The organism is Pseudomonas sp. SJZ079 (assembly GCF_007993865.1).
In the GTDB taxonomy this organism is placed as follows: Bacteria; Pseudomonadota; Gammaproteobacteria; order Pseudomonadales; family Pseudomonadaceae; genus Aquipseudomonas.
Genome location: NZ_VIUH01000002.1, coordinates 187,636 through 203,842, shown reverse-complemented (window position 1 = coordinate 203,842; position 16,207 = coordinate 187,636). Strand labels below are relative to the sequence as shown.

The window sequence follows — 16,207 nt, the reverse complement described above, 5'->3', positions numbered from 1 at the left end:
GAGGTTTTGAAATGACTGAACGTCTTAATAACGACTTCCAGTTCATCGAGGTCGGGCGCAAAGACCCGAAGAAGAAGCTGTTGCGTCAACGCAAGAAGGAGTTCGTCGAAATCTACGAACCCTTCAAGCCCGCACAAGCGGCCGACCAGGCACACCGCTGCCTGGGCTGCGGCAACCCCTATTGCGAATGGAAGTGCCCGGTGCACAACTTCATTCCCAACTGGCTGAAGCTGGTCTCCGAAGGCAACATCCTGGCGGCGGCGGAGCTGTCGCACCAGACCAATACCCTGCCGGAAGTCTGTGGGCGGGTGTGTCCGCAGGATCGTCTGTGCGAGGGCGCCTGTACCCTCAATGATGGTTTCGGTGCGGTGACCATCGGCTCGGTGGAGAAATACATCACCGACACCGCCTTCGCCATGGGCTGGCGCCCGGACATGTCCAAGGTCAAGCCGACCGGCAAGCGGGTCGCGGTGATCGGCGCCGGCCCGGCCGGTCTCGGCTGTGCCGACGTGCTGGTGCGCGGCGGCGTGACCCCGGTGGTGTTCGACAAGAATCCGGAGATCGGCGGCCTGCTGACCTTCGGTATTCCTGAGTTCAAGCTGGAAAAGAGCGTATTGAGCCATCGTCGCGAAGTCTTCAGCGGCATGGGCATCGAGTTCCGCCTGAACACCGAAATCGGCAAGGACGTGACCATGGCGCAATTGCTCGATGAGTACGACGCCGTCTTTATGGGCATGGGCACCTACACCTACATGAAGGGCGGCTTCCCCGGCGAAGACCTGCCTGGCGTGTATGACGCCCTGGATTTCCTGGTCGCCAACGTCAATCGCAACCTCGGTTTCGAGAAGGCGCCGGAAGACTTCATCGACATGCGCGGCAAGAAGATTGTGGTATTGGGCGGTGGCGACACCGCGATGGACTGCAATCGCACTTCGATCCGTCAGGGCGCCAAGGCGGTGACCTGCGCCTATCGTCGCGACGAAGAGAACATGCCCGGCTCGCGCAAAGAGGTGAAGAACGCCAAGGAAGAGGGCGTCAGCTTCCTGTTCAATCGTCAGCCCATCGCCATCGTCGGCGAGGACCGGGTGGAAGGCGTCAAGGTAGTCGAAACCCGTCTTGGCGAGCCGGATGCCCGCGGTCGTCGCGTTCCCGAGCCGATCCCCGGTTCCGAGGAGATCATTCCGGCCGAAGCCGTACTGATCGCCTTTGGCTTCCGCCCGAGCCCGGCCTCCTGGTTTGAGCAGTTCGAGATCCAGACCGACAGCCAGGGCCGTGTGGTTGCACCGGAGCAGAGCGCTTTCAAGCACCAGACCAGCAACCCGAAGATTTTCGCCGGTGGCGACATGGTGCGTGGTTCCGACCTGGTGGTGACGGCGATCTTCGAGGGGCGCAACGCCGCCGAAGGCATCCTCGACTATCTCGGCGTCTGAGCTACTGCGGCTGTTAATGCGTTGCGCCTTGTGACCCACATGGACGTGGGAAATGCCGTTGCCCGAAGGGAATGGGTGCGGCCCTGACCTTCGCGAGTAACGCTCAGAGACGCTAGGCTGGGTAGAGCCGTTTTTTCGGCGAAACCCAGCGACACCTGCCGCTATGCCTGGGTTTCGCTAGGCTCTACGCCAGCCTACCCAGCGAGGCCAGCTGGGACAAATCGTCGCGATGGATAAAAGGCACGGCACTCGCCGTGCCTTTTGCTGTGCGCTCTGCGAAAATGCCTCCACTTTTTGCTGACTGAATTCTCAGGAACCCTGCCCATGACCGCCCTGAAGAACGATCGCTTCCTGCGTGCCCTGCTCAAGCAACCCGTCGACGTCACCCCTGTGTGGATGATGCGTCAGGCCGGTCGCTACCTGCCGGAGTACCGCGCCAGCCGGGCCAAGGCCGGTGATTTCATGAGCCTGATGATGAACCCCGAGTTCGCCTGCGAGGTGACCCTGCAGCCGCTGGATCGTTATCCACAGCTGGATGCGGCGATCCTCTTCTCCGACATCCTCACCATTCCCCATGCCATGGGCCAGGGCCTGTACTTCGAGACCGGCGAAGGGCCGCGCTTCAAGAAGGTGATCAGTAGCCTGGCCGATATCGAGGCGCTGCCGATCCCCGATCCGCAGCAGGACCTCGGTTACGTGATGGACGCGGTGCGCACCATTCGTCGCGAGCTGAATGGCCGGGTACCGCTGATCGGCTTCTCCGGCAGCCCCTGGACCCTGGCCACCTACATGGTCGAGGGCGGTTCCTCCAAGGACTTCCGCAAGTCCAAGGCCATGCTTTACGACAACCCGCAGGCCATGCACTTGCTGCTCGACAAGCTGGCGCAGTCGGTCATCAGCTACCTCAATGGGCAGATCGAGGCCGGTGCGCAAGCCGTGCAGATCTTCGACACCTGGGGCGGTAACCTGTCGTCGGCGGCCTACCAGGAATGCTCCCTGGCCTACATGCAGAAGATAGTCACGGGGCTGATCCGTGAGCGTGACGGGCGCAAGGTGCCGGTGATCCTGTTCACCAAGAACGGCGGCCTGTGGCTGGAGTCGATGGCCGCCACCGGCGCCGATGCCCTGGGCCTGGACTGGAGCTGCGACATCGGCGAGGCGCGTCGGCGCGTCGGTGAGCAGGTCAGCCTGCAAGGCAACATGGACCCCACGGTGCTCTACGCCAAGCCGGCGGCCATCCGCGCCGAAGTCGCGCGCATCCTGGCCAGCTACGGCCAGGGTAACGGCCATGTGTTCAATCTCGGCCATGGCATTACCCCGGAGGTCGACCCGGCGCATGCCGCTGCCTTCCTCGAGGCGGTGCACGAACTGTCGGCGGCCTATCACGCCTGAGCCGGCGCACTGGGGTAAACAGGGTCGCCGCTGCGGCCCTGTTTATTGCTGGCCGATAGCCGGCAAGCAGGCGTTGCGCTGCATATCCAGCGCGCCGGCCATGCGCAGCAACAGCGTGTGGCCGACGGCGTTGTCCCAGTTGAAGCTGTTCTGCAGCACCACCACGGCGGTCTTGTGTCGGCTGTCCAGGCCCAGGTAGCTGGAGTAGCCGGCGACCAGACCGACCTGATAGGTGAGGGTCTGGGCGCCGAGGTCATCGGCAATCCAGGCCACTGCGGCCGCTTCTTTCTGGCGCTTGACCCGTACCTGCAAAGTGTCCTGCAGGGCCGCATCCATCTTGGCATCAGCACTGCCGTACAGATGCGCCGCCGCGTAACTGAGCAGGTCATCGGCATTCGAATAGAGGGCGGCCGTGCCATGCAGGATGTCGGTGAACTGCCAGTCGGGCACCGGCTGCCCGCGGCGGATGAACTTGGGTTGGTCGCCGGCATGGCCACGCGCCCGCTGGGGGTAGCCCGGCAGGTGCTGCGCCAGATAGTCGGTGTTGCTCAAGCCGAGCGGTACGGCAACCCTGGCCTGCAGCAGTTCATCGATTTTCTCGCCGCTGTGCAACTCCAGTACATGGCTGAGCAGACCATAACCGATGTTCGAGTACTGCGGCTCGAGCCGCTCGGGGCGTTCGAAGTCGGCCAGGTAGTTGAGCAGGTAGCGGCGATCGAAGTGCCGGTAGAAGCTGTTGCCGGTGAACAGGTATTCGATGAAGTAGCGCAGCGTCTGTGGCGTCATGGGCTGACGCGGCAGGCCCGAGGTGTGGGTGGCCAGCTGCAGCAGAGTGATCCGCTTGGCGTCGTCACTGAGTGCGCTGCCGGCGGGCAGCAGCTGCTCCAGGGTGTCGCTCCAGCGCAACGTGCCGTCCTGCACCAGCAGGGCGGCGATGTCGCCGACAAACCCTTTGCTCAGTGAGCCGACGGCGAACAAGGTACTGCCGTCCGGCTTGCTGCCAGTGAGGTGGTCGGTCACGCCGTAACCGAAGAAGTGCTTCTGCCCATCCGCGTCGAGTACGCCGACCACGATGCCGGGGGTATGCCGCGAATCGATCAGCGGCTGGGCCAGGGCGTCGACCTCGGCCTGCAGGTCGCCGTTACGGGCCAGGCGCTGCGCCTGCTGGTCAGTAGGGTCGACCTGCAGGCGCGACAGGGTACCGCAGGCCGACAGCGCCAGCAGAGCCAGGGCATAAACCAGGACTTTGCCTAACCAGCGCGGATGCAACGCGAAACTACTGGAGCACACGGCGATACCTGGGGTTGCTGAAAGGGTGGCACGGCGGCGCTCAAGGCTGGCCTAGGCTCTGGGCTTGCAGTTCCTGAAGGATGTCGGTGCGCAGGTTGTCGACCCAGCGGTTGTAGTTGCGGTGGATCTTGCCGTCCTGCTGATCGAGGCCCCAGCTGTCGCGGTATTGGATGGCGAACTGGCTGGCGCTGTAAGGGATGCTGATCTCCGCGTGATGGCGACCGCGCTGGGTGATCTCGGCCTGAATGTCGATCGGGCTGACGCGTTGCACCAGCCACTCACGCTTGTTCAGGGCGCGGACAATGGCCTGCTGCATGTCGGCGCTGCTGCGCACGCTGGCGCCGGGGACTGTTTGCTGAATGTTCTCGATGGGCTTGCTGGTGCAGCCAACCAGGGCGCTCAGGGCAATGGACAGCAGGAGTGCGCGGAGCATGGGGGAGTTTCCTTTCTCGGATGGTTAGACGATGGTTTCACTGCCAGCGGCGGAAGATCAGCGAGGTGTTGACCCCACCGAAGGCGAAGTTGTTGTTCATCACGTACTGGTTGCGCATCGCACGGAACTCGCCGCGCAGGTAGTCCAGTTCGGCGCAGGCCGGATCGACCTGATCCAGGTTGAGGGTATGCACGTACTGGTCGCGGTTCATCATCTCGATGCTGAACCAGGACTCCAGCGCACCGCAGGCGCCGAGGGTGTGGCCGAAGAAGCTCTTCTGCGAGCTGATCGGCATGCGCGGCCCGAACAGGTTGCTGGTGGCCAGGGTCTCGGCGACATCGCCTTGCTCGGTGGCGGTGCCGTGACCGTTGACATAGCCGATGGCGGCGGGCGCCAGCTCGGCGTCCTCCAGGGCCAGTTGCATGGCGCGGCGCATGGTCGTGTGTTCCGGCTTGGTGGTGTGCTGGCCGTCGGCGTTGCTGCCGAAACCGACGATCTCGGCGTGGATGGTCGCCCCGCGCGCCAGGGCGTGCTCGAGCTCTTCGAGCACCAGAATGCCGGCGCCTTCGCCGATCACCAGGCCATCGCGGCCGCTGTCGTAGGGCCGTGGTGAAGACTGTGGGGTGTCGTTCTTCAGGCTGGTGGCGTACAGGGCGTCGAACACCATGGCCTCGGTCGGGCACAGCTCCTCGGCGCCACCGGCGAGCATCAGCGGCAGGCGGCCGAACTTGATCGCCTCGTAGGCGTAGCCGATGCCCTGGCTGCCGCTGGTGCAGGCGCTGGAGGTGGGGATCAGGCGGCCGGTGAGGCCGAAGAAGATGCTGATATTCGCCGCCGTGGTGTGCGGCATCATGCGCACATAGGAGTTGGCGTTGAGGCCATCGGCCACCGAATTGAGCAGCATGTTGCCGAATGCCTTGATCTCGTCGGTGCTGCCGGTGGACGAGCCGCAGGCCACGCCCATGCGGCCATCGCGGATCGACGCGTCGCCGAGCAGGCCGGCATCTGCCAGCGCACGTTCGGCGGCATAGACCGCCAGCTTGGACACCCGGCCCATGCTGCGCAGCTGCTTGCGGGTCCAGTGCTTGGGCACCGTGAAGGCGTCGATCGGCCCGCCCAGGCGGGTATTCAGCTCGGCGAAGCGATCCCATTCGTGCATGTAGCGGATACCGCTGCGATTGCTGCGCAAGGCCGCCTCGATGCTCGGCCAGTCGTTGCCCAGCGAGGTGATGCCGGCCATGCCGGTGACTACTACTCGTTTGACGCCGTTCATCAACATAACCCGCCATTCACCGCGAGGACCTGGCGGGTGATATAGGCCGCCTCCTCGGACATCAGAAAATTCACCGCGCCGGCCACTTCCTCGGGGGTGCCCATGCGCTGCGCCGGGATCATCTTGAGGATTTCCCCGACCGGCACCTGCTCGTCGAGCATCTCGGTGTCGATCAAGCCGGGGGCCACGCAGTTGACCGTGATCCTGCGCTTGCCCAGCTCGATGGCCAGGGCCTTGGCCGCGCCTATCACGCCGGCCTTGGAGGCGCTGTAGTTGACCTGGCCACGGTTGCCGATCATCCCGGACACCGAGGTGATGCAGACGATGCGCCCTGGCTTGCGCCGGCGGATCATCGGCATGCTCAGCGGCTGCAGGACGTTGTAGAAACCGTCGAGGTTGGTGCGCATGACCAGGTCCCAATCGTCTTCGCTGAGCGCCGGAAAGGCGCCGTCGCGGGTCAGACCGGCGTTGCACACCACGCCGTAGTAGGCGCCATGGGCCTCGACGTCGGCTTCCAGCTGTTCGCGACAGGCGCTGCGTTCGGCTACATCGAACTGCAGGATGCGCGCCTGGCGGCCGAGGGCCTCGATCTGCGCCTGTACGGCCTGCGCTTCGTCGCGGCGCGAGCGGCAATGCAGGACGATATCGAAGCCGGCCTGGGCCAGGCGCAAGGCAATGGCACGGCCGATGCCCCGGCTGGAGCCGGTCACCAGGATGGTGTCAGTCATGGAAAAGTTCTCAATACGGTGGCGCGCGGCTGTTCGGCGCTGGCGCGGATTATGGGGCAGCGGCTGCGGCCGGTCAGCCAAATAACCTCACTCATTGTCCGCGCTCCTCGGGTTGTTCCTGAAGATAGCGCTCCACCTGCGGCGGGCGGAACACGTTGAGGCGCGCTTCGGCGTGGATGTTCGGGCCGTGCAGGTGGCACTCGAAGACGCCCATGCCGTTGTCGTCCTGCAGCGAGCGCAGCGCGCTGATGCGCAGCTCGACGCCGGCCGGAAAACGCTCGACGTTGCACTGGAAGTTGCGCGTGCCGAGCAGGAAGCCCAGCGCCACCGGCTCTCCGGCCTGGCGCGCGTGGCAGCCGGCATAGGCGGCGATGCTCTGCGCCATCAGCTCGATGCCGACCCAGGCCGGCAGGCTGCCATCGGCCTGGTTGAACAGGCCGCCGGGGCGCACGGTCAGACGGGTTTCCACATCCTCGTCACCGTAACGCAGCACCTCATCGAGGAGGATCATGTCGCCGGCATGCGGCAGCAGCTCGGCAATGGGCCACAGGCTCATGGCGCGTCTCCGAGGATCAGTGACAGGTTGTTGCCGCCGAAGGCGAAGGAGTTGCTCATCAGGCGCCGCTGGGGCTTGTGCGCCAGGCGTGTGCCCTGGGCGACCAGGTGCAGGCGCGGCAGCTGACCTTCGGCCTGGCCGTCCCACAGGTGCGGCGGCAGCAGGTTGTCGCGGTTGTAGGGGCTCAGGCTCAGCCAGCAGAACGCCGCCTCCAGCGCCCCGGCGGCGCCCAGGGCGTGGCCGGTCAGCGGTTTGGTCGAGGAGCAGGGCACGCCCTGGGGGAACAGTGCCTGCACCGCCAGGCTCTCCATCGCATCGTTGTGCGCGGTGGCGGTGCCGTGCAGGTTGAGGTAGTCGATCTGCTCGGCCGCCATGCCCGCGGCGGCCAGGGCCTTGCGCATCGCCTGTTGCGCGCCGAGGCCCTGCGGCTGCGGGGCGGAGATGTGGTAGGCATCCGAGCTGGCGCCGCCGCCGAGCAGGGCGATGGAGGCCGGCTCCCGGGTCATCAGCTCTTTAGTCATGAGAAATAGCGCCGCGCCCTCGCCGATATTGATGCCTTGGCGGTTGACCGAGAAGGGGTTACAGCGCTCGGCGCTGACCGCTTCCAGGGCGCAGAAGCCGTTCAGGGTCAGGCGGCACAGGCTGTCCACGCCGCCGCACAGCACCGCGTCGCAATGACCCTGCTGCAGCAGCCGATGGGCGCTGAGCAAGGCGCGGGCGCTCGAAGTGCAGGCGGTGGACAGGCAATAGGCCGGGCCGCTCAGGCCCAGCCAGTCGGCGAGGAAGGTCGCCGGGGCGGCCATCTCCTGCTGGGCGTAGCGGTAGTCCGCGGGCAGGGCGCCGTCGTGGACAAAGACGGCGATGCTCTGACTGGCTTCATGGATGCCCGAGGTGCTGGTGCCGAGGACCACGGCGACCCGCTCGGGTCCGTAGGTTTCGATGGCGGCGCGAATCTGCGGCTCGATCTCCAGGGCGGCGGCCAGCAGCAACTGGTTGTTGCGGCTGTGCGAGGCCTGCAGGCCGGCCGGCATTGGCGGCAACTCGGCGCGCACCGCGCCCAGGGTCAGGCTGCGGTCGGCCACCCAGCCGTCCTGCAGGCGCATGCCGCTGGCATCGCCGGCGAACAGCGCGTCGGCGACGGCCTGTTTGCCTTGGCCGAGGGCGCAGATCAGGCCGAGGGCGTTGAGGTAGCTGGGCATCAGGAACCTTCTTCGGCGGCAAGTGCACTGACCCGATAACTCAGGCCGCGCATGGTGTTCAGGGTGAAATTCAGCGGTGCACGGTAGCCGATCTGCCACGCCGGGTTAAGTCGGCGCTGACCATCGGCCGCGATCTGCCAGCTGCCCGCAGGGTAGTAAAGCGCCAGAGCGTCGCCTGGCGTCAGGGCGAACAGCAGGGCGGCGAACAGCTCGCGGGCTTCGCCATTCGGCGGCAGCAGGCCGTCATTGCGCCATTTGCCTGCGCTCAACTGTTGCCGGGCGAGTGGCACGCCCAGCGGATCGAACAGCGACCAGCGCAGGACCGCGTCCTCGCGCTGCAGCACCAGCAACCAGTCCTGCTGCTGGCCGGCCTGCTCACGGCGGATATGCAGGGACAGCGGCAGCGCCGTAACCAGCTGCGCTGGCACGAGTGGCAGTGGGGTGCGCGCGGCGCAGGCGCCGAGCAGCAGGCACAGGCCCAGCAAGGTCGCGCGGATCATCGTACGACTGGCTCCAGCGGCTTGCGCGCCACCACGTTGACCAGGGTCTCGTCGCGCTGACCGAACGGCTTGGGCTGGCGCAGCCCCGAGCGCTCCAAGAGGCCGAAGTCCTTGGCGCGGCTCCACCACAGATAGGGGTAGGCGACATTGTGCTCGCTAAACACGAAACCCTGAGCGCGCAGCATGGCCAGGTACTCCGCGGCGCTCTTCTGCACCTGCATGGGGTGGCGGAACAGCCAGCGGATCACCCAGGTGTCGATGTAGAACTTGGTCGATTCGGCGAACAGCAGCAGGCCGCCGGGTTTGAGCACTCGCCAGAACTCGGCCAGGGCTTTGTCCTGTTCGACCAGGTGGTGGAAGGTCTGGTGACAGAACAGCAGGTCGACGCTGGCATCGGCCAGCTGGATCGCCGCGCAATCGCTGGCGATCAGCTGCACGTCCAGGCCCAGGCGCTCGGCCTCGGCGCGCGAGCAGGCGAGGCTGTGCGGGTCGGCATCCAGGCCGATCAGTTGTGCCGGCTGGAAGGCCGCGTTGAGCAGGCCGAAGGATTTGCCCTGGCCGCAGCCGGCATCCAGCAGCACCGGTGCGCTGGGCCGCGGCGCGTCGATCAGGCGCTTGAGGTCGTCGATCGCCACGCGCAGCACGTGGTGCCGCCAGACATGGCTCTGCAGGAACCAGAAACCGAACGGGGTTTCTTCGACATAGCTGGTGGCGGCGCGGTTCATTGACAGTCCTTATCAAGCTGCGGCACAGCCCGCGGCGGGCACCCGTCGGTGCTGGGGTTGGCCATTGGGCGGCTGAGTTCATCCCAGGGAATGGCGGTCTGGTCAGTGGTCTGCGTCGTGCCGCGGCGCGTGGCCGGACTGGCCCAGGGTGCCAGCAGGAAACAGAAGAACAGGCCAAGGCTGACCGCCAGGCCGAAGTTGGCAATCACCGGGGTCTGGCTGACCAGCAGCAGGCCGAAGGACAGCCAGCTGGTCAGGGCCGCGAGCAGGGTGCCGAGCAGGCTGACCGCCGGGCCGCCGATGTTCTCGCGCATGAGGATCGCGTAGTCGACGCCGATGGCGGTGATCAGCAGCAGGCCGAACAGGCTGAACAGGGTCAGCGGCTGGCCGAGCCAACCGAGGCAGGCCAGCGCGGTCAGGGCCGCCAGCAGCGGCAGGCAGACCACCCGCAGGGCGCCACGCAGGCCGAACGGCAGGCTCAGCAGCAGCAGGATCGCGGCGCAGGACGCCAGCTTGAGCTCGGCGGCGCTCAGTTGGGTGGCGGCGAACAGGCCGTTCAGCTCGCCCAGGCGATCGACCAGTTGCACGCCGTCGAGGCCTTCGGCCGCCGCGCGTAAGGCGGCCATGTCGGCCGGGCCTTGCAATCTGATCAGACCGGCCACGCCGTTGTCGCTGCGGCCCAGCCAGAGCGGGCGCCAGGCCTCGCCGAGCGGGCCGGCGAGGGCCTGTTCGAGGCTGATGGGCGGTGTCTCCAGCAGCTGTTCGAGTTCCGCGCGCAAGGCGGCTTCGGGAATGCCGGCGGCCAGCAATGGTTGCCAGTGCTGCGGCAAGGCCTGTAGGGCCTCGCGCAGCGCCGGTTGTTGGCTGGCCGGGGCGAGCAGCTGGTTGAGCGAGCGGTAGCTGCGCAGCTGGTCGCTGGCCACGACCTGATCCAGGCGTGCGCTCAGCGTGGCCTGGCGTTGCAGCAGTTGCTGCGGGTCGGCGGCGCGCACCAGGAAGAACTGGCTGGTGGGCTGTTGCCCGGTCAGCTCGGCGATCTGCCTAGCCTCGGCGAGCAACTGCGGCTGCTGACCCAGCCATTGGCGCAGGTCGTTCTGGGTGTGCAGTTGCAGCAGGCCGCCGACGCAGAACAACGCCAGCAGCCCGAGCAGTGGCCCGTTGCCGATTTTGGCGAGCAACGCTGCCCGCCAGGCCAGCAGGCGCTGACTGCCGCCGAGCAGCGCCGGCGCGGGGCTCAGGCGCAGGCCGCTGAGCCAGGCCGGTAGCAGGCACACCGCGCAGAGGTAAGCGGCAATCAGGCCGGCGGCGGAAAACACCGCGACTTGGCTCAGCGCCGGGAAGGGGGTGAAGGCCAGCGCCAGGTAGCCGATCAGGTTGGTCGCCAGGCTCAGGCTGAGGCCGGGCAGGGTCGCACGCAGGGCGCTCCAGCTGTGCCAGTTACTCTGGCCCCAGCTTTTACTCAGATAGTGCTGGGCAAAGTCCAGCGCCACGCCGATCAGGCTGGTGCCGAGGACCAGGGTCATGATGTTGACCTGGCCGAACAGCAGCACGCAGGCGCTGCTGCCGGCGAGCAGCGCCACGCCGACCGGCAGCAGGCTGACCAGCACCCGTGCGCGGCGGTAGGCCAGCAGCAGCAACAGCAACGTCGCGAGCAGGGCGCCGCCACCGATCCAGCTGATTTCGCGTGCGGCCGTGGCTTGGCCGGCGGCGGCGTAGAGCATGCCGCTGGCGGCCAGCAGTTGGCCGCCCTGGGCGCCGACCGTGTCGCGTGCGCGGTGTACGGCGGCGGCGATCTCCGCCGGGGCCTGCAGGTCGAAGGCGCCATCCCGGGTGCGTGCGCGCAACAGCGCCCAGGTCATGCCCCGGTCCTGCAGCAGCAGGACGCCGCTGCCGAGATCGGCCTGAATACGGTGCTGCGGGTTGAGCGTCTGCTGGGCGCGGGCGCCGAGACCCAGCCAGTCCTGTTCGAGCGGCAGCAGGCTGTAGCCGGCGAAGGCGTCGAACAGTTGCGCGGCGCGCTGCTGGATAAAGGCCTCGGGCTGCTCGATCAGCTGCGCTCGAGTGGCCGCCGGCAACAGGTCCAGGCGGCTGCTGCGCAACTGCTGGCGCAGGGCGCTGAGGTCGCTGTCCAGGCGCCACTGCAGTTGGGCGAAGCGTTCGGAGCTGCGCCAGTCCTCGGCGACCTGGCGCACCAGTTCGATGGCCTGTTCGCGCTGCGGGTGGCCGATCAACAGCAGCACCTCACGGTTCAGCGGTTCCTGCATGCGCTGCTCGGCGCGCTGCACCAGCTGGTCACCGGCGCCATGCGGCAGCAGGCTCAGCAGGCTGGTCGCCAGCGGTGGGCCGTTGCGCCATTGCCAGGCGGTCAGGGCCAGCAGGGCCAGCAACAGCACGCCGAACAGTCGTGGCAGGTAGCGCTCAATCGGCAAAGTCGTGGCGCTCCTGGGGGCTTAGGCTGTCGCCCGGCTGGCTGTCTGGCAGGCGCAACAGGGTGCTGTCGCCCTGGGTTTCCTGCAGCTCGATGCGCTCGACCAGCGCGCCGCCCTGAATCTGGATGACGCGGAAAACCTGTTTCAGCAGCAAGGAGCGTGGGGTCAGGCTGAGTTGCCAGGCGTCGGCGCTGCCGCCGAGGTGCAGCTCGAAATCGCGGGCCAGGCCGGCGTGATCGCCCTTGAGCACGGCGAGAAACAGCCGGCTCTGTTGCCCGGCGCTGTCCTGCCCGGCTTGCCGTTGCCAGCCCTGCTCGGTGCGCCGGGCGATGCCGTTGGCGTCGATGCGGTAGTCCTGGTGCAGTGGGCTGCGCAGTTGCCAGAGCAGGCCGTGCTCGGCAGACAGGACGAACCGGCCCTTGCTGGTCAGTGGCTGGGGCAGGGCGCGCAGGTGTTTCTCCTGGATGAAGGGGCCGCGCACTAGCGCTGGTTTGGCCAGTTGGGCACTCAGTTGCTCGAGGTCGAAGGCCTGGGCCAAGGACGCGCACAGCAGCAGGCCGGCCAGCAGTAGCGCGCGGATCATGCGAGTGCCTGCTCCACGGCCGTGACGAACACCTTGGGCGAGGCCAGTTGCATCTCGCGGCTGGCGATGTCCACCGCCACCTGCACCGTGCTGGCGCGGGTCAGGCGTTCGCCGCTGACGGCGTCGCAGATCAGGTAGTTGATCTTCAGGCGGTTCTGCCACTCGATCAGGTCGGCGCGCACGATGATGCGTTGGCCGAATTGCGCGCCGCGTATGTAGCGCAGCTGCAGGTCGATGATCGGCCAGGCGTAGCCGGCTGCGCGCATCTGCGTGTAGTTGTGCTCGAGGCGCTCGAGCAGGGCGCAGCGCGCGACTTCCAGGTACTTGACGTAATGCCCGTGCCAGACCACCTCCATCGAGTCGACGTCGAAGAACGGCACGAGGATTTCGACCTCGGCCTGCAGCACGCCAGCTTTACGCATACAGCCTCCAGTGCTGCGCGCGGATACGCTCAAGGCACAGGCGCAGCTCGCCTTCCAGGGCGCGGTCTTCGATCACCGGTGGAAAATCACTGGCCAGTTGTGCGCGCATTTCGGCCAGCGGCGCCGGCAGCTGGCGCGGTTCGTCGCGCAGGCGCAGCCAGACGCCCTGGTTGGCGGCCAGCAGGGTGGCGGCGGCGACCTGTTCGGTCAGCTCCAGGCTGCGCAAGGCGTCGCGGGCGGCGATGGTGCCCATGCTCACCTTGTCCTGGTTGTGGCATTCGGTGGAGCGCGAGAACAGGCTGGCCGGCATGCCGTTTTTCAGCGCTTCGGCGGTCCAGGCGCTGGCGCCGATCTGCACGGCCTTGAAACCGTGGTTGATCATCGCGGTCGCCGCCGGGGCGCCGGACAGGTTGCTCGGCAGACCGTGGTTGTAGCGCGCATCCACCAGCAGGGCGAGCTGCCGGTCGAGCAGGTCGGCGACGTTGCCCACCAGGTTTTTCAGGCTGTCCATGGCGAAGGCGATATGCCCGCCGTAGAAGTGTCCACCGTGCAGCACGCGCTCGGCCTCGGCGTCGATCAACGGGTTGTCGTTGGCACTGTTCAGTTCGATTTCGATGAATTGCCGCAGCAGCCCCAGGCTGTCGGCCATGACCCCCAGCACGTGCGGTGCGCAGCGCAGCGAGTAGCGGTCCTGCAGGCGGTGCAACGGCGGCGTCGGCGCATCGATGGCGAGGTCCTGGCGCAGCCAGGCAGCCACCTGCATCTGCCCCGGATGCGGTTTGGCGGCGAACAGGCGCTCGTCGAAGTGTTCCGGGTTGCCGGCCAGCGCCACTACGTTGAGCGCGGTGATGCGGCTGGCCAGCTTGAGCAGGTAGTCGGCCCTGGAGAACGCCAGGCAGGCCAGCCCGGTCATCACCGCGGTGCCGTTCATCAGCGCCAGGGCTTCTTTCGGGCGCAGGGTCAGCGGCTGCCAGTCCAGCTCGGCATGCACCTCGGCGGAGCTGCGCACCACGCCGCGGTAGAGCACCTCGCGCTCGCCGCTGAGGGTGGCGGCGACGTAGGACAGCGGGGTCAGGTCGCCGCTGGCGCCGACCGAACCCTCCTCCGGGATCTGCGGCAGGATGTCGTAGTCGAGAAAGGCCTGCAGGCGCTGCAGCAGCTCGATGCGCACCCCGGACACGCCCTGGCACAGCGACTGCAAACGCGCCGCCAACACCGCGCGGGTGGCCGCCGGGTCGAGCAGTTTGCCCAGGCCGCAGCCGTGGAAGGTATACAGGTGGCGCGGCAGCGCCTCGACCTGATGCAGCGGCACCGCGACCACGCAGGAGTCGCCATAGCCGGTGGTGACGCCGTAGATCACGCCCTCTTTATCCAGCAGCGAGTCGAGGAACTGCGCGCCCTTGGCGATGCGTTGGCGGAAGGCGTTATCGCTTTGCAGCTGCGTGGCGCTGTGGCCCTGAGCGAGGCTGACTACCTGCTCGATGCTCAGCGGGCGCTCGCCGAATACGACGGCTTCAGGCTGGTGTGTCGTCATGGCTATTCCAGAAAGGGAAGAAGTTGAACCATTGCTGCGGCGCTTGCAGGCAGTGATGGCCGAGGCGATCGGCATAGCGTTGGGCCCAGCCGCGGATCACCTGCTCGCGTTCGCTGCGGCGCCATTCGATGCGTTCGGCGAAGGGTTCCAGGGTCAGTTGATAGCGCTGTGCCTGTTTCAGGCAAAACAGCAGGTTGATCGGGCATTGCAGCAATCCGGCCAGCAGCCAGGGGCCTTGCGGCAGATCGGCGGGCTGGCCGAGGAAGTCCACCCGGGTCTTGCGCGCGCCATGCAACGGCACGCGGTCACCGGCGATGGCCAGCCATTCGCCACGTTCCAGGCGCTGGCTCAGTTGCAGCATGATCGCCGGGTCCAGCTCGCTGACCTGGATCAGCCGCAGGTGGCTGGCGCCGGCCTGGCCGAGCAGGCGGTTGAACTGGGCGGCGTGTTTGGTGTGCACCAGGACATTCATCTGCACTTGCTCGCCGAGTTCGGCCAGGGCGCGGCACACCTCGAGGTTGCCCAGGTGCGCGCCGACCAGCATCTGTCCGCGCGGGCCCTGCAGCTGTGCGCGCAGGTTGGCCGGGTCGCGGATCTCGATCTGTTCCAGGCGCAGGCGACCGTTCCACACGTCGAGCTTGTCCAGCAGGGCGTCGGCGAAGGCCATGAATTGGCCGAACACCGAGCGCAGGCTCGGGCGCAGGGCCTCGCGACCGCTCCAGAGCGCCAGCCGCCGCTGATAGTCCCAGATGCTCTGGCGGGCGCGGCGACCGAACAGGAAGAAGTACAGCACGATCAGGTGCAGCAGCGGGCTGAGCAGGCGCCGGCCGAGGTGGCGCGTGGCCCAGGCGGTCAAGCGCATCAGCAGGAAGCTGCCGCGTTCCTGGTGCTGGGCCCAGTGCTGTGGGTTCATCCGCGCCACCTGCGCCAGAGCAGCTGCGGGGCGCGCCAGAGCATGCCGAAGAACAGCCTGGCGTGCATCCTGGAGATCAGCAGGTTGTCTTCCAGCAGGCGGAAATGCGAGACGCCGTCCGCCGGGTAATGCACGCGCACCGGCAACCAGCGCATCGGCTGATTGCGCCAGCTCAGGCGCACCAGGATGTCCGTGTCGAAGTCCATGCGCTTGCCGATCGTCACCGTGTCGAGCAAGGCCAGGGTCGGCGTCAGCGGGTAGATGCGAAAGCCGCACATGGAGTCGCGGATGTGCAGCGACAGGCTGTTGATCCACACCCAGACATGGGTCAGGTAGCGGGCGTAGAGGCGGCTCTTGGGCACGCTGGCGTCGTAGCGCGGGTAGCCGCAGATCAGCGCCTGGGGATGGGCCTGCGAGGCAGCGAGAAAGTCGCCGAGGTTGTCCAGGTCGTGCTGGCCGTCGGCGTCGACCTGCAGCGCATGGCTGTAGCCCAGGCGCGCGGCTTCACGCAGACCGGCCATCACCGCGCCGCCCTTGCCCTGGTTGCTCGGCAGGCGCAGCAGGTGGCTGGCGGTCTGCGCCACCACCTGTTCGATCACTCGCGCACAGCCGGGATGGGAGCCATCGTCGACCAGCACGCAGGGCCAGCCACTGGCGCGCAGGGCCTGCACCACCTGGGCCAGGGCCTGTTCGTGGTTGTACACCGGGATCACCGCGCAGGGCTTGTGGAGCCCCTGAAAAGCTACCTGCGTTGCCATCGCTGCGTTAAGAACAGGCTCAGAATGCTCATTTAACGCCGG

At 66.9% G+C, this 16,207-nt stretch carries 16 protein-coding genes; 2 read left to right on the top strand and 14 right to left on the bottom strand.

The window, feature by feature from the left end; translation table 11 throughout:
- Positions 1–11: 11 nt before the first annotated feature.
- Positions 12–1,430 (top strand): FAD-dependent oxidoreductase, encoded by a 1,419-nt coding sequence (locus FBY03_RS03055; protein ID WP_147170724.1) that lies wholly within the window; start codon positions 12–14, stop codon positions 1,428–1,430.
- A 324-nt stretch (positions 1,431–1,754) separates the two neighbouring features.
- Positions 1,755–2,822, top strand: coding sequence for a uroporphyrinogen decarboxylase (gene hemE, locus FBY03_RS03050; protein WP_147170723.1), 1,068 nt, complete (start codon positions 1,755–1,757; stop codon positions 2,820–2,822).
- 42 nt (positions 2,823–2,864) lie between these two features.
- Here the strand turns inward: hemE and FBY03_RS03045 are convergent, their stop codons facing one another.
- The 14 genes from FBY03_RS03045 to FBY03_RS02980 form a co-directional block, all read right to left on the bottom strand.
- A complete protein-coding gene (locus FBY03_RS03045) occupies positions 2,865–4,112 on the bottom strand; it encodes a serine hydrolase (protein WP_218570752.1) in 1,248 nt (415 codons plus the stop codon).
- 40 nt (positions 4,113–4,152) lie between these two features.
- Positions 4,153–4,545, bottom strand: coding sequence for a hypothetical protein (locus FBY03_RS03040; protein ID WP_147170722.1), 393 nt, complete (start codon positions 4,543–4,545; stop codon positions 4,153–4,155).
- 37 nt (positions 4,546–4,582) lie between these two features.
- Positions 4,583–5,818 (bottom strand): beta-ketoacyl-ACP synthase, encoded by a 1,236-nt coding sequence (locus tag FBY03_RS03035; RefSeq protein ID WP_147170721.1) that lies wholly within the window; start codon positions 5,816–5,818, stop codon positions 4,583–4,585.
- Positions 5,818–6,546 carry a 3-oxoacyl-ACP reductase FabG gene (gene fabG / locus FBY03_RS03030; RefSeq protein WP_025164221.1) on the bottom strand — a complete coding sequence of 243 codons (729 nt, stop codon included), beginning with the start codon at positions 6,544–6,546 and terminating at the stop codon, positions 5,818–5,820. The genes FBY03_RS03035 and fabG overlap by 1 nt, the downstream gene beginning before the upstream one ends.
- 91 nt (positions 6,547–6,637) lie before the next feature.
- Positions 6,638–7,102, bottom strand: coding sequence for a hotdog family protein (locus FBY03_RS03025; RefSeq protein WP_147170720.1), 465 nt, complete (start codon positions 7,100–7,102; stop codon positions 6,638–6,640).
- Positions 7,099–8,301 (bottom strand): beta-ketoacyl-[acyl-carrier-protein] synthase family protein, encoded by a 1,203-nt coding sequence (locus tag FBY03_RS03020; protein WP_147170719.1) that lies wholly within the window; start codon positions 8,299–8,301, stop codon positions 7,099–7,101. Before FBY03_RS03020 ends, FBY03_RS03025 begins: the two co-directional genes overlap by 4 nt.
- Positions 8,301–8,801, bottom strand: a complete 501-nt coding sequence (locus FBY03_RS03015; RefSeq protein WP_147170718.1) for a DUF3261 domain-containing protein — start codon at positions 8,799–8,801, stop codon at positions 8,301–8,303. The genes FBY03_RS03020 and FBY03_RS03015 overlap by 1 nt, the downstream gene beginning before the upstream one ends.
- Positions 8,798–9,526: a class I SAM-dependent methyltransferase gene (locus FBY03_RS03010; RefSeq protein ID WP_147170717.1), complete on the bottom strand. Its 729-nt coding sequence runs from the start codon at positions 9,524–9,526 to the stop codon at positions 8,798–8,800. Before FBY03_RS03010 ends, FBY03_RS03015 begins: the two co-directional genes overlap by 4 nt.
- Positions 9,523–11,955: an MMPL family transporter gene (locus tag FBY03_RS03005; protein WP_256677844.1), complete on the bottom strand. Its 2,433-nt coding sequence runs from the start codon at positions 11,953–11,955 to the stop codon at positions 9,523–9,525. The genes FBY03_RS03010 and FBY03_RS03005 overlap by 4 nt, the downstream gene beginning before the upstream one ends.
- Positions 11,945–12,538 (bottom strand): outer membrane lipoprotein carrier protein LolA, encoded by a 594-nt coding sequence (locus FBY03_RS03000; protein WP_147170716.1) that lies wholly within the window; start codon positions 12,536–12,538, stop codon positions 11,945–11,947. The genes FBY03_RS03005 and FBY03_RS03000 overlap by 11 nt, the downstream gene beginning before the upstream one ends.
- The gene (locus FBY03_RS02995; protein ID WP_147170715.1) at positions 12,535–12,960 is read right to left on the bottom strand and encodes a thioesterase family protein; all 426 of its coding nucleotides are present in this window, start codon (positions 12,958–12,960) and stop codon (positions 12,535–12,537) included. The genes FBY03_RS03000 and FBY03_RS02995 overlap by 4 nt, the downstream gene beginning before the upstream one ends.
- Positions 12,953–14,494, bottom strand: a complete 1,542-nt coding sequence (gene hutH, locus FBY03_RS02990) for a histidine ammonia-lyase (RefSeq protein WP_147170714.1) — start codon at positions 14,492–14,494, stop codon at positions 12,953–12,955. The genes FBY03_RS02995 and hutH overlap by 8 nt, the downstream gene beginning before the upstream one ends.
- Positions 14,475–15,407: a glycosyl transferase gene (locus FBY03_RS02985; RefSeq protein ID WP_147170713.1), complete on the bottom strand. Its 933-nt coding sequence runs from the start codon at positions 15,405–15,407 to the stop codon at positions 14,475–14,477. Before FBY03_RS02985 ends, hutH begins: the two co-directional genes overlap by 20 nt.
- Positions 15,404–16,165 carry a glycosyltransferase family 2 protein gene (locus FBY03_RS02980; protein ID WP_147170712.1) on the bottom strand — a complete coding sequence of 254 codons (762 nt, stop codon included), beginning with the start codon at positions 16,163–16,165 and terminating at the stop codon, positions 15,404–15,406. Before FBY03_RS02980 ends, FBY03_RS02985 begins: the two co-directional genes overlap by 4 nt.
- Between the last annotated feature and the right edge of the window lie 42 nt (positions 16,166–16,207).